The following is a 15,895-nucleotide window of genomic DNA, read 5'->3' on the forward strand; positions in this document are numbered from 1 at the left end:
TCTGACAGACGAGATCACGACCAATAAAAAAGGCAGGCCAAACGGGCCTGCCTTTCATTTTATGGAACCAGCGGATCGCGACTTGTTGGTCGCGCCCAGATGATCATCTTTAGATCACTTGCTGTGTTGTTCTTTTTTGATATGAGACGCAACAACCTGCCCTGCCTGAATAACCGTCAGGCCGCCTTCTTCGGCAAGGCCTTCAATACGGCGGCAGTGCCCTTCGATATGGGCACCGGGCTCGATCGACAGGCTTTCATGAAGGATATCGCCCATCATGCGTGCTGTGTCTGCCAGCGATACGTCACGGGCTCGGACTTGCCCGGTGACGGAACCGCAAATGCGAATCTTGTCGGCAACGATTTCGCCGCGGACTTCGCCAGATTGACCAATGGTCAGGTTACGGGTGCGAATGTCACCATTCACAGAACCATCAACCTGCACATCAGATTCCGAAATCAGATCGCCGGTTACCCGAAGATCCGCATTAATTACTGAAAGGCCACCCTTCTTCTCGGCAGCAGAACCACCGTGATTAGTTGTTGCCGTTTGTTTCGTCTTGCTCGTTTTTGAAAACATAACGTCCCGCCTCAATGAACTTTATCGGATTGACCGGTTTGTCATTAACCAAGACCTCGTAATGAACATGGCTTCCCGTACTTCGACCGGTACTTCCCATCAATGCAACGATGTCTCGATAACCTACTTCATCGCCCTTCTTTACGAGGACCTTGTATAAATGCCCAAAACGGGTTCGAACGCCGTTCCCATGATCGAGTTCGACCATTTTCCCGTATTTGCCACTCCACCCTGCATGCACCACTTTTCCGGGTGCTGTAGCAAAGATCTTTGTTTTGACCGGCCCGGCAAGATCGACGCCGGAATGAAAGGCCCATTTCCCATTGATCGGGTCTTTTCGTTTACCGAACGGACTGGATAGATAATAAGCCCCTGCCGGTTCCCCGATCGGTGCCTTCGTTATTCGCTCATTCAGATTGGCAAGATGATCCATGCGATCATTCAAGGCCACGGCTGTATTGACGAATTCCTCGTCCTGCGGATGTTCGGGCTCAAACGCCACGAACGGACCACCAATCCCCGGTTCATCGGGCTTCATCGGCGGCAGGATAAATTCTTCCGGCTGCAAGCCGGTCATTTCAAGAACACTTTCCAGTTCAAGAATAGTACTGTCTGCGGTTTCTGCCACCCGCTGCATCGCCTGTTGCTGCACGGTATGCAGATCAGCAATACGTTGGCGCGTGTCACTCAGTTCAACCTGCAACTTTTTTGACCGCTGCAAGGCCTGATCCCGTTCACGCATGAGCCGCGACATCACGGTTTCAACTGTTTCGAGTTCATCGCGCAGTGCCAGATTGCGGTTGGTAATCCCGTCGATCTGCCCCTGAAGGGCCGACATCTGGTTGTCCATTGACGTCCGAAGCGCAGAAATACGGGTTTTTTCTTTCTCACTGCTTTCGAGCTTGGACGTATAATCCTGTACACGCGCTTGAAGCTGCATGTTCTTTTCGGCCATCGACAGAAGGTTGCGGTGCGTCCCTTCCATCTGGGTCGTAATTTCGCCAAACCGGCGCTGACTTTCTGTAACCCGCGTGATCAGCTGGTTATAGGACAGCTCGCTGCGAAAAAGTTGCTGTTCGCGCGTCGCCAGCCTTTGATCAAGGTACCAACTATACCCCGACACACCGACCATCCACGTGATGGCAGCGGCCCCGAGCGAAGCCAAACCGAGCTGTGCGTATTTTCCAAGCCGAAGCTGGTAAACAGAATCGTTTGATCGGACCAGTATCTGCCGGTCCGGGAACCATTTATTCACCAAGCGACGCGTGCGTTCAAACGCCGACATATTCAGTATATAACCCCTACTTGCCCGTACTCACGCATCCGGGACCCCCGATCACGCATTGTTTCTTCTTAGCCCCGTCGATCTTATTTTTTGCTTTATCTTTACGCTACCTGTAACTCGCCACTCAGGCAAGCATGTTAACGCAACCTTAACTTCAAAATTTTCTCCGGTCGGTTGCTTTGCTATGGTACTTAATGGCATGTTCAATAGCTAATGTGCGGATCAGTAATGCCTTTTTCCCGTTTTTTGATCACCTGCTCCGCCACCTGGTTCTATAGCGGAAAAAGTCCAAAGGCCCCCGGCACGATGGGGTCTTTTGCCGCATTACCGTTCGGCTGGTTGTTGTGGGCTTACGGTGGCAACACCGCCCTTATCGTTGCCAGCATCGTTGTTTTCGTTTTCGGCGTGTTTATCGCTGATCGATACAGCCACATGATCGGCGTCCATGATGCCGGTGAAATCGTCATTGATGAAGTTGTCGGTCAATGGATGTGCCTGATGGTCATTCCGCTTGGCAATGGCTGGATTGATCTGGCCTGGCTGTTTGGGGCTTTCGTCGCGTTTCGTGTGTTTGACGTTTTAAAACCATGGCCGATCCGCTGGGTTGATCGTCGTGTCGGGGGTGGATTTGGCATCATGTGTGATGATGTTCTGGCTGGAATATTCGCAATGATCATACTTGCCGGCATCCATCATTTCATCAGCGGGGGATTTGTATGATGATAGATGACGATATCCTGACCGCCGCACGTAACCTGATTGAAAAATGCACCCAACAGGGCGAAATGATCGCAACGGCCGAGTCTTGTACCGGTGGATTAATCACCGGCGCCCTGACCGCCGTCGATGGCAGCTCATCTGTGGTTGATTGCGGGTTTGTCACCTATTCCAACGAGGCAAAGCATAGCTTGGTCGGTGTAAGCCAGGATGTGCTGGCCGAACATGGTGCCGTGTCACAACAGGTCGCCAAGGCGATGTGCGAAGGCGCATTGCAGCGCGCCCCGAATGCAACCATTGCCGTCTCCGTAACCGGCATCGCCGGTCCGGGGGGCGGAAGTGCGTTAAAACCTGTTGGTTTGGTTCATTTTGGCTGTGCAGGCAAAGGACGCCCGACCCGACTGTATCACGAAGTCTTTTCCGGTGATCGCCATGCAGTGCGTAAGGCAACCATCCTTCACGCCTTTGCCATGATCAACGACATGCTAAGCGACTGATCAAGCAATATACGCCTGCCCCAGCCTCCATGATCGAGATATAAAAGGGGAATTAGTCGCCCGATGGCGGCACGTTCGGCGCGCCATAAACTTCGCGGGCGCGGTTTTCAAACGCCCCCACCATTCTTTTGACCGCTTCGTTAAAGACCACCCCGATCATCTTTTGCAAAAGGGCTGATCGGAATTCAAAATCAACGAAGAAATCAAGCCACGTCCCGCCGTCCTCATCCTTTTCAAACACCCAATGGTTGTTGAGGTATTTGAACGGCCCTTGCAGATATTCGACGTCAATCCGGTCCGGGCGCTGCAAGGTTACTTTGGATGTGTATTTCTCGCGGAACATCTTAAAGCCAATCACAAGATCGGCTTTAAGAACATCACCCTCGCGGCTGCGTACACGCGATGCGACACACCACGGCAAGAACTCGGAATAGGAATCGACATCCTCGACGAGTGCAAAGAGTTGTTCCTGCGTATAAGGCAGCTTCCTGCGCTCTGCATGCGTCGGCACTCGATATCTCCCCTTATCGTCGCGCGTATCGTTTCTAACTTATTCGGCGGCTTCGGTTGCGCGTGCCGCTTTTGCTTTGGCCTGATCTGCCGCCGCCAGCTTTTTCTCACGTGCTTCACGCAGTTGTTCGAAATCTCGGTCCGCGTGATAGCTCGAACGCGTCAGTGGCGTTGCTGACACCATCAAGAAGCCCTTACCACGTGCCATCGATGCATATTCATCGAATTCATCCGGCGTCACAAACCGATTGACCGGCTCATGTTTCAGGGTGGGCTGCAAATACTGCCCAATTGTCAGGAAATCGACATCAGCAACCCGCAGGTCATCCATTACCTGTGAGAGTTCCTTACGTTCTTCGCCAAAACCAACCATCAGGCCCGATTTGGTAAAGATCGTCGGATCAATCTGTTTCACCCGATCCAGAATGCGCAGCGACTGGTAATAGCGCGCGCCCGGACGGATGTTGGTATAAAGACGCGGCACGGTTTCCAAATTGTGGTTAAACACATCCGGGCGTGCCTTGGCGACGATTTCAACCGCCCCCGGCTTATCGCGGAAATCCGGGGTCAGAATTTCAATGGTGGTTTCCGGCGCTTTATGACGGATCGCTTCGATCACGCGGGCAAAGTGAGCTGCCCCGCCATCGGCAAGGTCATCACGGTCAACAGACGTGATCACAACATGCTTAAGCTGCATGTCGGCAACCGCCATCGCCAGATTTTCCGGCTCAAACGGGTCAAGCGCGTTTGGCATCCCGGTTTTAACGTTACAGAACGAACATGCACGCGTGCAGGTGTCGCCCATAATCATGAAGGACGCGTGCTTTTTCTGCCAGCATTCACCGATATTCGGGCATGCCGCTTCTTCGCAGACCGTATGCAGGTTCAGACCACGCGCAAGTTCGCGGGTTTCCTGATACCCCTTCGACGTCGGCGCCTTAACACGGATCCAGGACGGCTTGCGTCCTGATGGACGATCCGGGCGTTTTTGCTTTTCCGGGTGACGAAGTGCTTTCGCCTCGTTCTGCGCCGTCGACATAGAGTGACCTCCGAAGGATTTGACGGGCGGCAATGTGCCGCCACGTCACGTATTTGTCAAACCGACATTCGTCAAATTACGTCATACCGGGCATGCTTGCCCGGTAAAACGCGATATTTTAGAAATGGATCGCACGCCCATAGGCGTCAAGGACCGACTCATGCATCATTTCCGAAAGTGTCGGATGCGGGAAGATCGTATGCATCAGGTCTTCTTCGGTCGTCTCAAGCCCCATGGCCACGACAAAGCCCTGAATAAGCTCGGTCACTTCGGTCCCAACCATATGCGCGCCCAGCAATTCGCCGGTTTTCGCATCAAACACGGTTTTCACCAGACCTTCGGGCTCACCCAATGCAACCGCCTTGCCGTTGCCAATGAACGGGAATTTGCCAACTTTGACATCGTATCCGGCGTCTTTGGCCTTGGCTTCGGTCAGGCCGACACTGGCGACCTGCGGATGGCAATAGGTACAGCCCGGAATCTTAAGCGGATCAATCGGGTGAACATTTTTGACACCGGCGATTTTCTCAACACAAATCACACCTTCATGCTCGGCCTTATGGGCCAACATCGGCGGACCGGCAACATCGCCAATGGCATAAATGCCCGGTTCTGCGGTGCGCGAATATTCATCGGCACCAATGACGTTGCGATCAACTTTGACCTTGGTGGTTTCAAGACCGAGGTTTTCGGTATTGCCAATCACGCCAACAGCCGAAATCACGCGATCAACGGTGATTTCCTGTTTCTTGCCGTCTTTGGTCTCAACCGTCACAACAACGTTATCCGCATTGCGCTTCAGATTGGCAACCTTGGCTTCGGTCAGGATTTTCATCCCGTCCTTGGTCATCATTTTCTGCGCAAGGGCGGCAACTTCCTTGTCTTCGACCGGCATGATCTGCGACATGATTTCAACCACGGTCACATCCGCACCCATGGTGTGATAGAAGCTGGCAAATTCGATCCCGATTGCCCCCGACCCGACGACCACAATGCTTTTGGGCATTTTGTCCGGCGTCATCGCCTTTTTGTAATCCCAGACCACCTTACCGTCGGCCTCAAGCCCCGGCAGCGAACGTGCGCGTGCGCCGGTGGCAATGATGTAATGCTTTGCCGTATAGGTGCCTGCATCCTTGCCTTCAACAACGATCTTTTTCGGGCCATCAAACTTGGCTTCGCCGTTGATGACAGTGACCTTGTTCTTCTTGAGAAGATGACCAACGCCACCGGTCAGCTGTTTCGACACGCCGCGTGACCGTTGGATCACCGCATCAAGATCAAAGGACGGCTTTTCGCACGAAAGGCCATATTCCTTTGCATGGTTCATATTGCGATATACTTCGGCTGAACGCAGCAACGCCTTGGTCGGGATACAGCCCCAGTTCAGGCAAATACCGCCAAGATGTTCACGTTCAACAACAGCCGTTTTCAGGCCAAGCTGGGCAGCACGGATTGCGGTTACATAACCACCCGGACCTGCACCAATCACGATTACGTCGAAATTGCTATCCGCCATCGTAGGATCTCCTTCGCCTGCCCGTCACCGGTTACAGGTCTTGAAATTCAAATGCTTGCGGGGACTAGTTAAAGTCCCCGCGCAACTTTGGACCCTCAGAGCAGCATGCTCAGCGGATCTTCAATCAGCTTTTTGAATTCGGCCATGAACTCGGCACCGACCGCGCCATCGACCGCACGGTGGTCAACAGACAGGGTACAACTCATGACCGTGGCAATGGCAAGTGCGCCGTCTTTAACAACCGGACGCTGTTCGCCTGCACCGACGGCAAGAATGCAACCCTGCGGCGGATTAATGATGGCAGAAAATTCCTTAATGCCAAACATGCCCAGATTGGAAACCGAGAAGGTCCCGCCCTGATAATCTTCCGGCTTAAGTTTGCCATCACGTGCTTTGCCAGCAAGTGCCTTCATCTCGCCCGAGATTTCAGCAAGGCCCTTGGAGCCCGCATCACGCACAACCGGCGTAATCAGCCCACCCTCAATGGCAACCGCCACCGAGATATCCTGTTTCTTGCACATCAGGGTCGCTTTGTCGGTCCAGATGGCGTTCGCCGCCGGAACTTTTTTAAGTGCCAACGAAACAGCACGGATGACAAAGTCATTGACCGAAATTTTGACACCGTCACCAGCTTTTTCATTTAGCTGCTTACGGGTGGCAAGAAGGTTGTCGAGTTCGCAATCGACCGTCAGGTAGAAATGCGGAACCTGCTGTTTGGATTCCGTCAGGCGACGCGCAATGGTTTTGCGCATGCCACTGTTCGGAACTTCTTCGTATTCCGGAAGACCAGTCAAATCCGGGTTCCAGCCAGATGCCGCCGGTGCAGCAGAAGCAGCCGGTGCAGATGGCGCAGCCTCTGCGTCCGATTTCTTTTCTGCCGGTTTCGACGACATGGCCGCTTCGACGTCACGTTTGACAACGCGACCACGCGGACCAGAGCCGGTTACAGCCGCAAGGTCAACACCTTCGTTCGACGCAATGCGTCGTGCAAGCGGGCTGGCCTTAACGCGCTCACCACCAGACACAGGGGCTGCTGGTGCCTGACTTGCTTCTGCCGGGGCAGAAGCAGCCGCTGGTGCGTCTTCTTTGGCGGGTGCAGGCTCTTTTGTTTCTTTGGAACCTGCCGCCGAGGTATCGGCTGCTGACGTATCAGCACCGTCAAGCGCGCTTTCGTCTTCGTCTTCTTCAAGCAGAAGCGCGATTACCTCGTTTACAGGAACACCCTCGCTGCCTTCGGCAACAAGGATTTTACCGATTTTGCCTTCATCGACGGCTTCGACTTCCATCGTGGCTTTGTCGGTTTCAATTTCTGCGATGACATCGCCCGATTCAACGGTATCACCTTCCTTGACGTGCCATTTTGCCAAGGTGCCTTCGGTCATGGTCGGCGAAAGCGCCGGCATCAATACTTTTACAGGCATGAACACATTCTCCCGGTAACGGGGCGGTGCGTTCTATAACCGCACCTGCCCCTGTCCGTATCACTTAGCGATAGCAAACGGCCTTGGCCGCATCGACGATGTGCTGCTCTTGCGGAAGTGCAAGCACTTCCAGATTTGCAGCATACGGCATCGGAACATCTTCCCCGGCGACACGCGCAACCGGTGCGTCGAGGTAATCAAATGCATGTTCCATGACCGCCGATGCGATTTCCGCACCGATACCGGCGAAGTGCCAGCCTTCTTCACAGGTGACAATACGGTTGGTTTTCATCACCGAGCGAATGATCGTGTTCACATCCAGCGGACGGATCGTACGCAGGTTGATGACCTCGGCCGAGATGCCCTGCTCTGCCAGCTGTTCAGCAGCTTTCAGTGCCTTGCCAACCATGATCGAGAAAGCAACGATGGTGACATCGGTCCCTTCGCGTTCAATTTTGGCCTGACCGATTGGCAGAACGAAATTGTCGTCATCAGGAACTTCGAAGCTCTGACCGTACATCAGTTCGTTTTCAAGGAAGACAACCGGGTTCGGATCGCGGATCGCCGCCTTGAGAAGACCTTTGGCATCTGCGGCCGAATACGGTGCAACGACCTTAAGACCCGGGCAATGTGCATACCATGATGCATAGCACTGCGAGTGCTGGGCACCCACGCGCGATGCGGCACCGTTTGGACCACGGAACACAATCGGGCAACCAAGCTGGCCACCAGACATATAAAGCGTCTTTGCTGCCGAGTTGATGATCTGGTCAATCGCCTGCATGGCGAAGTTGAACGTCATGAATTCGACAACCGGTCGCAGGCCCATAAATGCGGACCCCGTCGCAAGACCGGCAAAACCCTGTTCGGTAATCGGCGTATCAACAACACGCTTGTCACCAAACTCATCAAGCAGACCCTGGGTAACTTTGTAGGCCCCTTGGTACTCCGCAACTTCTTCGCCCATGACAAAGACGTTTTCATCACTGCGCATTTCTTCGGCCATTGCATCACGCAAGGCTTCACGCACCGACTGGGTTTTAAAGCTGGTGTAGGTTTTCTCATCCTGCGTTGCGTTAACAACACTCATGGCGCGCGGATCGGACTCCGCACGTTCAATCGTACCACTTGCGGAAACCGGGGCGGCCTTTGCCGTGCTCGGTGCCGGTGTTTCTTTTTCTTCGGCGGGTGCCGGTGCGGCTTCTGCTTTGGGCGCAGGTGACGCAGAAACGTTATCAAGTGCAGATGCATCCTCGTCTTCGTCGAGGATGTACGCGATGACTGCATTCACCGCGACATTTTCGGTACCTTCAGCGATCACGATCTTGCCCACAGTACCTTCATCGACAGCTTCGACTTCCATCGTCGCCTTGTCGGTTTCAATTTCTGCGAGGACGTCACCGGATGCGACAGTGTCGCCTTCCTTGACAATCCATTTGGCAAGCGTGCCTTCGGTCATGGTCGGCGACAGCGCCGGCATCAAAACTTCAATCGGCATTGTTCCCTCTCTCCCGGGAAAAATCGTTCAAAAGCGGTTCGCGAGAGTTAGCGATCACGCGTCGATCAGAATATCGGTAAACAGCTGCGAAACATCCGGCTCCGGGCTGTTCTGTGCGAACTCGGCTGCTTTTGCGACGTCGGATTTCACTTCCTTGTCGATATCTTTCAGGCCCGCTTCGTCGATGATGTCGCCATCAATAAGAAGCTTTTTGACCATATCGATCGGATCGTGTTCTTTGCGCATCTTGTCGAGTTCGTCCTTGGTGCGATATTTCGCAGGATCCGACATCGAATGACCGCGATAACGATACGTTTTCAGCTCAAGGATATAAGGGCCCTTGCCTGCGCGGCAGTGTTCAACCGCACGTTCGCCAGCGGCTTTCACCGCCAGAACATCCATACCGTCAACCTGTTCACCCGGAATGCCATAAGCAGAGCCGCGCTGATAAAGATCAGGACTGGATGAATGACGCTGGGTAGAGGTACCCATGGCGTACTGGTTGTTCTCGATGCAATAAATCACCGGAAGCTGCCAGAGTGCGGCCATATTGAAGGACTCGTATACCTGCCCCTGGTTGACGGCACCGTCACCAAGATAGGTCAGGCAGACCTTGTCTTCACCGCGATATTTGTAATTGAAGGCAATACCGGTCCCAAGCGGAACCTGTGCGCCAACGATACCATGTCCACCATAGAAATTCTTTTCCTTGGAGAACATATGCATCGAGCCACCCTTACCTTGGGAGTACCCGCCTTCGCGACCTGTCAGCTCGGCCATCACGCCACCGGCATCCATACCACATGCAAGCATATGTCCATGGTCACGGTAACTGGTGACAACACCATCGTCGCCGGTAACAGCAGCCTGCATGCCGACAACGACTGCTTCCTGCCCGATGTAAAGGTGACAGAAGCCACCGATGAGACCCATGCCATACAACTGACCGGCTTTTTCTTCAAAGCGACGGATCAGAAGCATTTCACGGTAATATTTGAGGAGATCGTCACTGCTCGCCTGATTGTCGGCGCGCGTTGTGGCGCGTTTGCGTTTCGTGGTCGCCATGTTTCCTCCCGGTGGATGGCTGTCGCTTAAGCATCATGTATGAGCGCTTAATTCGGTACTGGACCACCGAAATGACTACCTAAAACCACGTGGAAGGGCAAGTAATCTAACACTGAATAAACCGTTGTTTTGCAACGCACAATTGCTGATAAACCATAAAGTGGTTAATTATCGCAATTTCACAAATATACAGATTTTCAGAGTTTTCAGCTACTTGGGGCGATCCTTTAAAATCCGTTCATTCCCTGACGTCACAAATGCTATGCTTTTATGAACATAATATCGCATAGCCGTAAAAGAACAAATACAACCCCAGAAGGCATTCAATATCAACGCCCTCAACTGTTTTCCTGAGGAATTGGCATTTCAACCAAAAGTCAGTTGAAACAAAACCTTATCCAAAGGGATTTATTACTGAAGCCATTTCACAACTGTAAATATTCACATCAAGCACAGGATTTGTGCCAAACCGGCGCCAAAACGGCAAAAGTTACAACAATTGCAATCAATGGATTCTCCGGCCTGTTTTAAAGCACCGGAAGAAACGATGACGTAGTGCCGGGAAGATTACTTCTGCGCTGTGATGGTTGCGGTGTCGCTGTAGCCATCATGATGGAAGATAATCACATCATCTGGATGGGCGGCATTAAGCATCGCACGCGCGCGTTCATCAAGCAGATCGGGGTCAAGATGCTTCGCGCGCAAGGACACAACATGTTGTTCAAGCAGTTTGCGCTTTTGCGTCGTCTCATCGCGGACCAAAGCAATCTCGGTGACACGATCCTGCATCGACCAATAGGTCAAAAGACCGCGATCACCTTCCACACTGTGAAAGATGAAATACGCCATGACTGTAAATGCGATGACCGGTGCAACAGCCTGTTTAAGGCGACGAAAGACCGGTGATGTTGAAGACATTTACCCCTGCCCGTGCGCACAAAGCCGATTTTCACGGCTTAAAAAGTTATTCCGGCTCCGCAACATGAAAACAACATACGTTATTCCCATGCCTTATCAGGTAGATAGCACCTGTTAAGGTCAGAAGCCGGGTAATATTACCCGTCAAGTAACACCCAAACGCGTAAAAATAGAGTTAACCGCGCGCCTCAAACGCACAAAAATACGGTCAAACAGGTAATTCTGAATTAGGAAAATGGTGTTGCAAGAGAGCACAGAACCAGCCGTTTCATCCACCACTTCTTGGCGTCTGGGCCTTTTCGGGCACCGCTCATCGCCCATAGAAAGCGGGCCATCCCGGCATTCCCGGAACGGCCCGCTTTAACATCTATCGATCTTTAAAATCGATCCCGCTTACTTCAGGATCGAACGACCCGGATAATACGCACCGGCATCAAGCATCTCTTCGATGCGGATCAACTGGTTGTATTTGGCCAGACGGTCAGAACGTGACAGCGAACCGGTTTTGATCTGACCACAATTGGTGGCAACCGCCAGATCGGCAATGGTCGAATCTTCGGTTTCGCCCGAACGGTGCGACATCACGGCAGTATAGCCTGCGCGATGGGCCATCTCGACAGCTTCAAGCGTCTCGGACAACGTGCCGATCTGGTTGACTTTGACCAGGATCGAGTTCGCCACACCCTTTTTGATGCCGTCGGCAAGACGGATCGGGTTGGTCACAAACAGATCATCGCCAACCAGCTGGGTTTTAGCACCGATTGCTGCGGTAAGTTCTGCCCAACCGTCCCAGTCATCTTCGGCCATGCCATCTTCGATGGAGAAGATCGGGTATTTCCCGACAAGATCGGCCCAGTATTTGACCATACCACCGGCATCAAGGGTCTTACCCTCGCCCGCCAGCACGTATTTGCCATCCTTGTAGAATTCGGTTGATGCGGCATCAAGCGCCAGCACAACGTCTTCTTCCGGGCGATAACCAGCGGCCTCAATCGACTTCATGACATAGCTGATTGCAGCTTCGGTCGATGCGATGTTCGGGGCAAAACCACCTTCATCCCCGACCGAGGTGCTCAGACCGTCTGCGGACAGTGCCTTTTTCAGGTTATGGAAGATTTCCGCACCCATACGGATCGCGTCTGACCCGGTTTCGGCGGAGACCGGAACAACCATGAATTCCTGAACATCAATGGCGTTATCGGCATGCTCACCACCGTTGATGATGTTCATCATCGGTACCGGAAGGGTTCTGGCAAACGAACCACCCACATACCGAAACAGCGGCAGGCCTGCATCTTCTGCCGCAGCCTTGGCTGTGGCAAGCGACACACCAAGGATCGCATTTGCGCCAAGGCGGGCTTTGTTCGCCGTGCCGTCAAGATCGATCATCACGGTATCAACAGCAATCTGGTCTTCGGCATCCATACCAACCAGTGCTTCAAAAATCTCACCATTGACCGAAGCCACTGCCTTGGTGACACCTTTGCCCATATAGCGGTCTTCTTTGTCACGCAGCTCAACAGCTTCGTGCGCACCGGTTGACGCGCCAGACGGAACGGCAGCACGACCAAAGGCGCCATTTTCCAGGGTGACATCAACTTCGACCGTCGGGTTACCACGGCTGTCAAGGATTTCGCGGCCGCGAATATCGATAATAGCGGTCATGACTGAAACGTTCTCCTTAAGGACGAGGAAGCAAGCCCTTTATTGGGCCTGCGGGTTACAGCAAAAACAATGCCGCCAGACATGTTCTGGCGGCATTTTTATTTTCAGACGTCAAACATATCCAGACGAACCGGGTTGGCTTTGGCCACCTTGTCGAGTTCTATCAGGACCGAAAGAACTTCGGGGAGTTTGTTCAACGGAATTTGGTTCGGGCCATCGGAAATGGCCGTCGCCGGGTTATCGTGGGTTTCGATAAACAGTGCCGCGATGCCAACCGCAACGGCCGCACGTGCAAGCACCGGCGCGAATTCGCGCTGGCCGCCTGATGTCGTGCCCTGCCCGCCCGGCTGTTGAACCGAATGGGTTGCATCAAAGACAACTGGATAGCCCTGACGGGCCATGGTGGGAAGTCCGCGGAAGTCTGTAACGAGCGTGTTATAGCCAAAGCTGGTTCCACGGTCGCACAGCATAATATTTTCATTGCCAGTGGCAGCAATATTGTTGGCGACATTGGCCATGTCCCAAGGGGCCAGGAACTGACCCTTTTTGACATTAACCACGCGCCCGGTTTTGCCCGCTGCCTGCAAAAGATCGGCCTGACGGCACAGGAATGCCGGGATCTGCAGAATATCGGCAACTTCACCAACAGCCGCACACTGATCAGGCAAATGCACATCGGTTACAATCGGAAGGCCGGTCTTGGCTTTAACTTCGGCCAGAATATCAAGCCCCTCGGACATGCCAACACCGCGTTTGGATGTGGTGCTGGTCCGGTTGGCCTTATCAAACGAGCTTTTATAGACAAGCCCAATGCCCATTCCCTCGGAAAGTTCCTTAAGGGCGATGGCCATTTCAAGCGCATGCGCACGGCTTTCAATCGCACACGGGCCCGCCAATACAGCAAACGGCCGGTCATTGGCGATTTCGATATTTCCGACTTTAACGGTTTTGATTTCGGTCACTTCACTGACTTTCACTCAGGGCTTCAGGCATGCAAGCGATTGGATCACACCAGACGACTGCGCTCTTTGGCAGCCTTGATGTAGGACACAAACAGCGGATGCGGATCAAGCGGACGCGACCGCAGTTCCGGGTGGAACTGAACACCGATAAACCACGGATGATCCGGGTATTCGACGATTTCCGGCAACCGCCCATCCGGCGACAGGCCCGAGAATTTAAGCCCTTTTTCCTCAAGCTGCCCCATGAAGTTTACGTTAACTTCATAGCGATGGCGATGACGCTCAAGCACGGTCTCACTGGCATAGATGTCGCGCGCACGCGATCCGTCAACCAGTTTGCACTCATAATTGCCAAGGCGCATGGTGCCGCCAAGATCATCTTCATCCGAACGTCGCTCAACCGACCCACCGTCTTTCGACCATTCGGTCATCAGACCGACAAGCGGTGTTTTCGTCGGACCAAATTCCGATGACGATGCATCTTTAAGGCCGGCCAAATTACGCGCTGCTTCAAGAACCGCCATCTGCATGCCAAAGCAAATGCCAAAATACGGCACCTTGTTTTCACGCGCATAGCGCGCAGCGGCAATCTTGCCTTCTGCGCCACGCTCGCCAAAACCACCCGGCACCATGATCGCATCAAGCTTGGACAGGATTTCGCTAACGTCACCCTCTTTTTCAAGCGCGTCAGACGCAATCCATTCCAGCTTAACCCGGACCTTATTGGCAATGCCGCCATGGGTCAGGGCTTCGGTCAGGGATTTATAGGCATCGGGCAACTGAATGTATTTGCCAACGATCCCGATGGTGACCTCACCTTCCGGATTGCGGATGGTGTTGCAAATTTCATCCCACGGACGCAAATCGGGGTCCTGTGCCTGCAGGCCGAAGTGATGAAGCACTTCGTTATCAAGACCATACTGGTGATAGCTGATCGGCACCTGATAGATGTTATCAACATCATAGGCCGGGATAACAGCCGCTTCACGCACGTTACAGAAACGCGCAATCTTGCGGCGTTCATTGATCGGAATTTCACGATCACACCGGCACAGAAGAATATCAGGCTGAATACCAACACTTTGCAATTCCTTGACGGAATGCTGGGTTGGTTTGGTTTTAAGCTCACCGGCCGATGAAATATACGGCACCAGTGTCAGATGCATGAACAAGGTCCGGCCATCGCCAAGATCATTGCCCATCTGACGGATGGCTTCAAGGAACGGCAGGCTTTCGATATCGCCAACCGTGCCGCCGATTTCGACCAGAACGAAATCCTCGGTCGCATCGGACTGAACGAATTCCTTGATCGCGTCGGTAATGTGCGGAATGACCTGCACCGTCCCGCCGAGGTAATCCCCACGACGTTCGCGCGCAATCACATTGGAATAGATCCGCCCGGTGGTCACGTTATCAGAACGGCGCGATGATACGCCGGTAAAACGTTCATAATGGCCAAGATCAAGGTCGGTCTCGGCCCCGTCTTCGGTCACATAGCACTCACCGTGCTGATACGGGCTCATGGTGCCCGGATCAACGTTGATATACGGATCAAGCTTGCGCAGGCGAACGGTAAAACCACGTGCCTGTAGCGAGGCACCCAAAGCAGCCGACGCCAGGCCTTTGCCCAACGAAGAAACAACGCCACCGGTGATAAAGATATAACGAGTCATTTCTTTGCCTCATCTCAAAGCACAAAGCCTCGGTTCCAATGCAGTGCATCATGAACCGGGAAATACAACAATCAAAAAATGAGGCGGCAAGTTTGCCGCCTCGGGTCGTCGGTTATTTTGTCTAGCGGGTCGGAGCCGCGGGCCCGGTATCCTCAGCGGGTTCAGTAACCGCTGGGGCATCCGTGGTCGCCGAGGACGATGCTGCCGGAGCCTGTTCCAAGATGGAAGCTGGCTTGGTGTGGCTGTTGGACTGGAGTGCGAGGATGATGCTGGTGATCATGAACGCGCCTGCCAGTATCGCAGTCGTGCGGGTCAGCAAGTTTGCAGCACCGCGTGAACTCATCACGCCGAAACCGCCGCCGCCACCGCCGCCGCTGTTACCACCGATACCAAGCCCACCGCCCTCGCTGCGCTGTACGAGAATGACGGCAATCATGCCAAGCGCGAGAAGAAGGTGAATTACCAGAATAACTGTTTGCATGGTGTCGAAACTCTTGTCCTAACTTCCGATCCGAACGCAACCTGCCCCGGATCGGGCATAAATTTGATG

15 protein-coding genes are annotated in these 15,895 nt (G+C 53.4%); 2 read left to right on the top strand and 13 right to left on the bottom strand.

Annotated features, from left to right (window positions below):
• Positions 1-114 precede the first annotated feature (114 nt).
• The gene (locus COO92_RS05795) at positions 115-579 is read right to left on the bottom strand and encodes a bactofilin family protein (protein WP_101300582.1); all 465 of its coding nucleotides are present in this window, start codon (positions 577-579) and stop codon (positions 115-117) included.
• On the bottom strand, positions 536-1,864 hold the full coding sequence (locus COO92_RS05800; protein WP_101300583.1) for a M23 family metallopeptidase: 1,329 nt from the start codon (positions 1,862-1,864) through the stop codon (positions 536-538). The genes COO92_RS05795 and COO92_RS05800 overlap by 44 nt, the downstream gene beginning before the upstream one ends.
• Before the next feature lie 228 nt (positions 1,865-2,092).
• Here COO92_RS05800 and COO92_RS05805 point away from each other — a divergent pair, with 228 nt between their 5' ends.
• Positions 2,093-2,584, top strand: coding sequence for a phosphatidylglycerophosphatase A family protein (locus tag COO92_RS05805; protein ID WP_022732332.1), 492 nt, complete (start codon positions 2,093-2,095; stop codon positions 2,582-2,584).
• On the top strand, positions 2,581-3,078 hold the full coding sequence (locus COO92_RS05810) for a CinA family protein (protein ID WP_420823335.1): 498 nt from the start codon (positions 2,581-2,583) through the stop codon (positions 3,076-3,078). The genes COO92_RS05805 and COO92_RS05810 overlap by 4 nt, the downstream gene beginning before the upstream one ends.
• A 52-nt stretch (positions 3,079-3,130) precedes the next feature.
• On the opposite strand, the gene COO92_RS05815 is transcribed toward COO92_RS05810, so the two are convergent.
• From COO92_RS05815 to secG, 11 genes are all read right to left on the bottom strand, one after another.
• Positions 3,131-3,589, bottom strand: coding sequence for a type II toxin-antitoxin system RatA family toxin (locus COO92_RS05815; RefSeq protein ID WP_101300585.1), 459 nt, complete (start codon positions 3,587-3,589; stop codon positions 3,131-3,133).
• Positions 3,590-3,628: 39 nt separating this feature from the next.
• Positions 3,629-4,627 carry a lipoyl synthase gene (gene lipA, locus COO92_RS05820; RefSeq protein ID WP_101300586.1) on the bottom strand — a complete coding sequence of 333 codons (999 nt, stop codon included), beginning with the start codon at positions 4,625-4,627 and terminating at the stop codon, positions 3,629-3,631.
• Between the two features lie 118 nt (positions 4,628-4,745).
• Positions 4,746-6,143 carry a dihydrolipoyl dehydrogenase gene (lpdA, locus tag COO92_RS05825; RefSeq protein ID WP_022732336.1) on the bottom strand — a complete coding sequence of 466 codons (1,398 nt, stop codon included), beginning with the start codon at positions 6,141-6,143 and terminating at the stop codon, positions 4,746-4,748.
• A gap of 95 nt (positions 6,144-6,238) precedes the next feature.
• A complete protein-coding gene (locus COO92_RS05830) occupies positions 6,239-7,564 on the bottom strand; it encodes a pyruvate dehydrogenase complex dihydrolipoamide acetyltransferase (RefSeq protein ID WP_101300587.1) in 1,326 nt (441 codons plus the stop codon).
• 64 nt (positions 7,565-7,628) lie between these two features.
• Entirely contained in the window at positions 7,629-9,062 is a 1,434-nt protein-coding gene (locus COO92_RS05835) for a pyruvate dehydrogenase complex E1 component subunit beta (protein WP_022732338.1), read from the bottom strand.
• 54 nt (positions 9,063-9,116) lie between these two features.
• On the bottom strand, positions 9,117-10,127 hold the full coding sequence (gene pdhA / locus COO92_RS05840; RefSeq protein WP_022732339.1) for a pyruvate dehydrogenase (acetyl-transferring) E1 component subunit alpha: 1,011 nt from the start codon (positions 10,125-10,127) through the stop codon (positions 9,117-9,119).
• A gap of 567 nt (positions 10,128-10,694) precedes the next feature.
• Entirely contained in the window at positions 10,695-11,045 is a 351-nt protein-coding gene (locus tag COO92_RS05845) for an FtsB family cell division protein (RefSeq protein WP_022732340.1), read from the bottom strand.
• 393 nt (positions 11,046-11,438) lie between these two features.
• Positions 11,439-12,710 carry a phosphopyruvate hydratase gene (eno, locus tag COO92_RS05850; RefSeq protein WP_101300588.1) on the bottom strand — a complete coding sequence of 424 codons (1,272 nt, stop codon included), beginning with the start codon at positions 12,708-12,710 and terminating at the stop codon, positions 11,439-11,441.
• Positions 12,711-12,814: 104 nt separating this feature from the next.
• The gene (gene kdsA, locus COO92_RS05855) at positions 12,815-13,672 is read right to left on the bottom strand and encodes a 3-deoxy-8-phosphooctulonate synthase (protein WP_101300961.1); all 858 of its coding nucleotides are present in this window, start codon (positions 13,670-13,672) and stop codon (positions 12,815-12,817) included.
• Between the two features lie 44 nt (positions 13,673-13,716).
• On the bottom strand, positions 13,717-15,345 hold the full coding sequence (locus COO92_RS05860) for a CTP synthase (protein WP_022732343.1): 1,629 nt from the start codon (positions 15,343-15,345) through the stop codon (positions 13,717-13,719).
• A 121-nt stretch (positions 15,346-15,466) separates the two neighbouring features.
• Complete coding sequence (secG, locus tag COO92_RS05865) at positions 15,467-15,826, bottom strand: preprotein translocase subunit SecG (RefSeq protein ID WP_101300590.1); 360 nt, start codon at positions 15,824-15,826, stop codon at positions 15,467-15,469.
• Positions 15,827-15,895: the final 69 nt, after the last annotated feature.

The sequence above is a fragment of the Thalassospira lohafexi genome (assembly GCF_002844275.1).
Lineage (GTDB): Bacteria > Pseudomonadota > Alphaproteobacteria > Rhodospirillales > Thalassospiraceae > Thalassospira > Thalassospira lohafexi.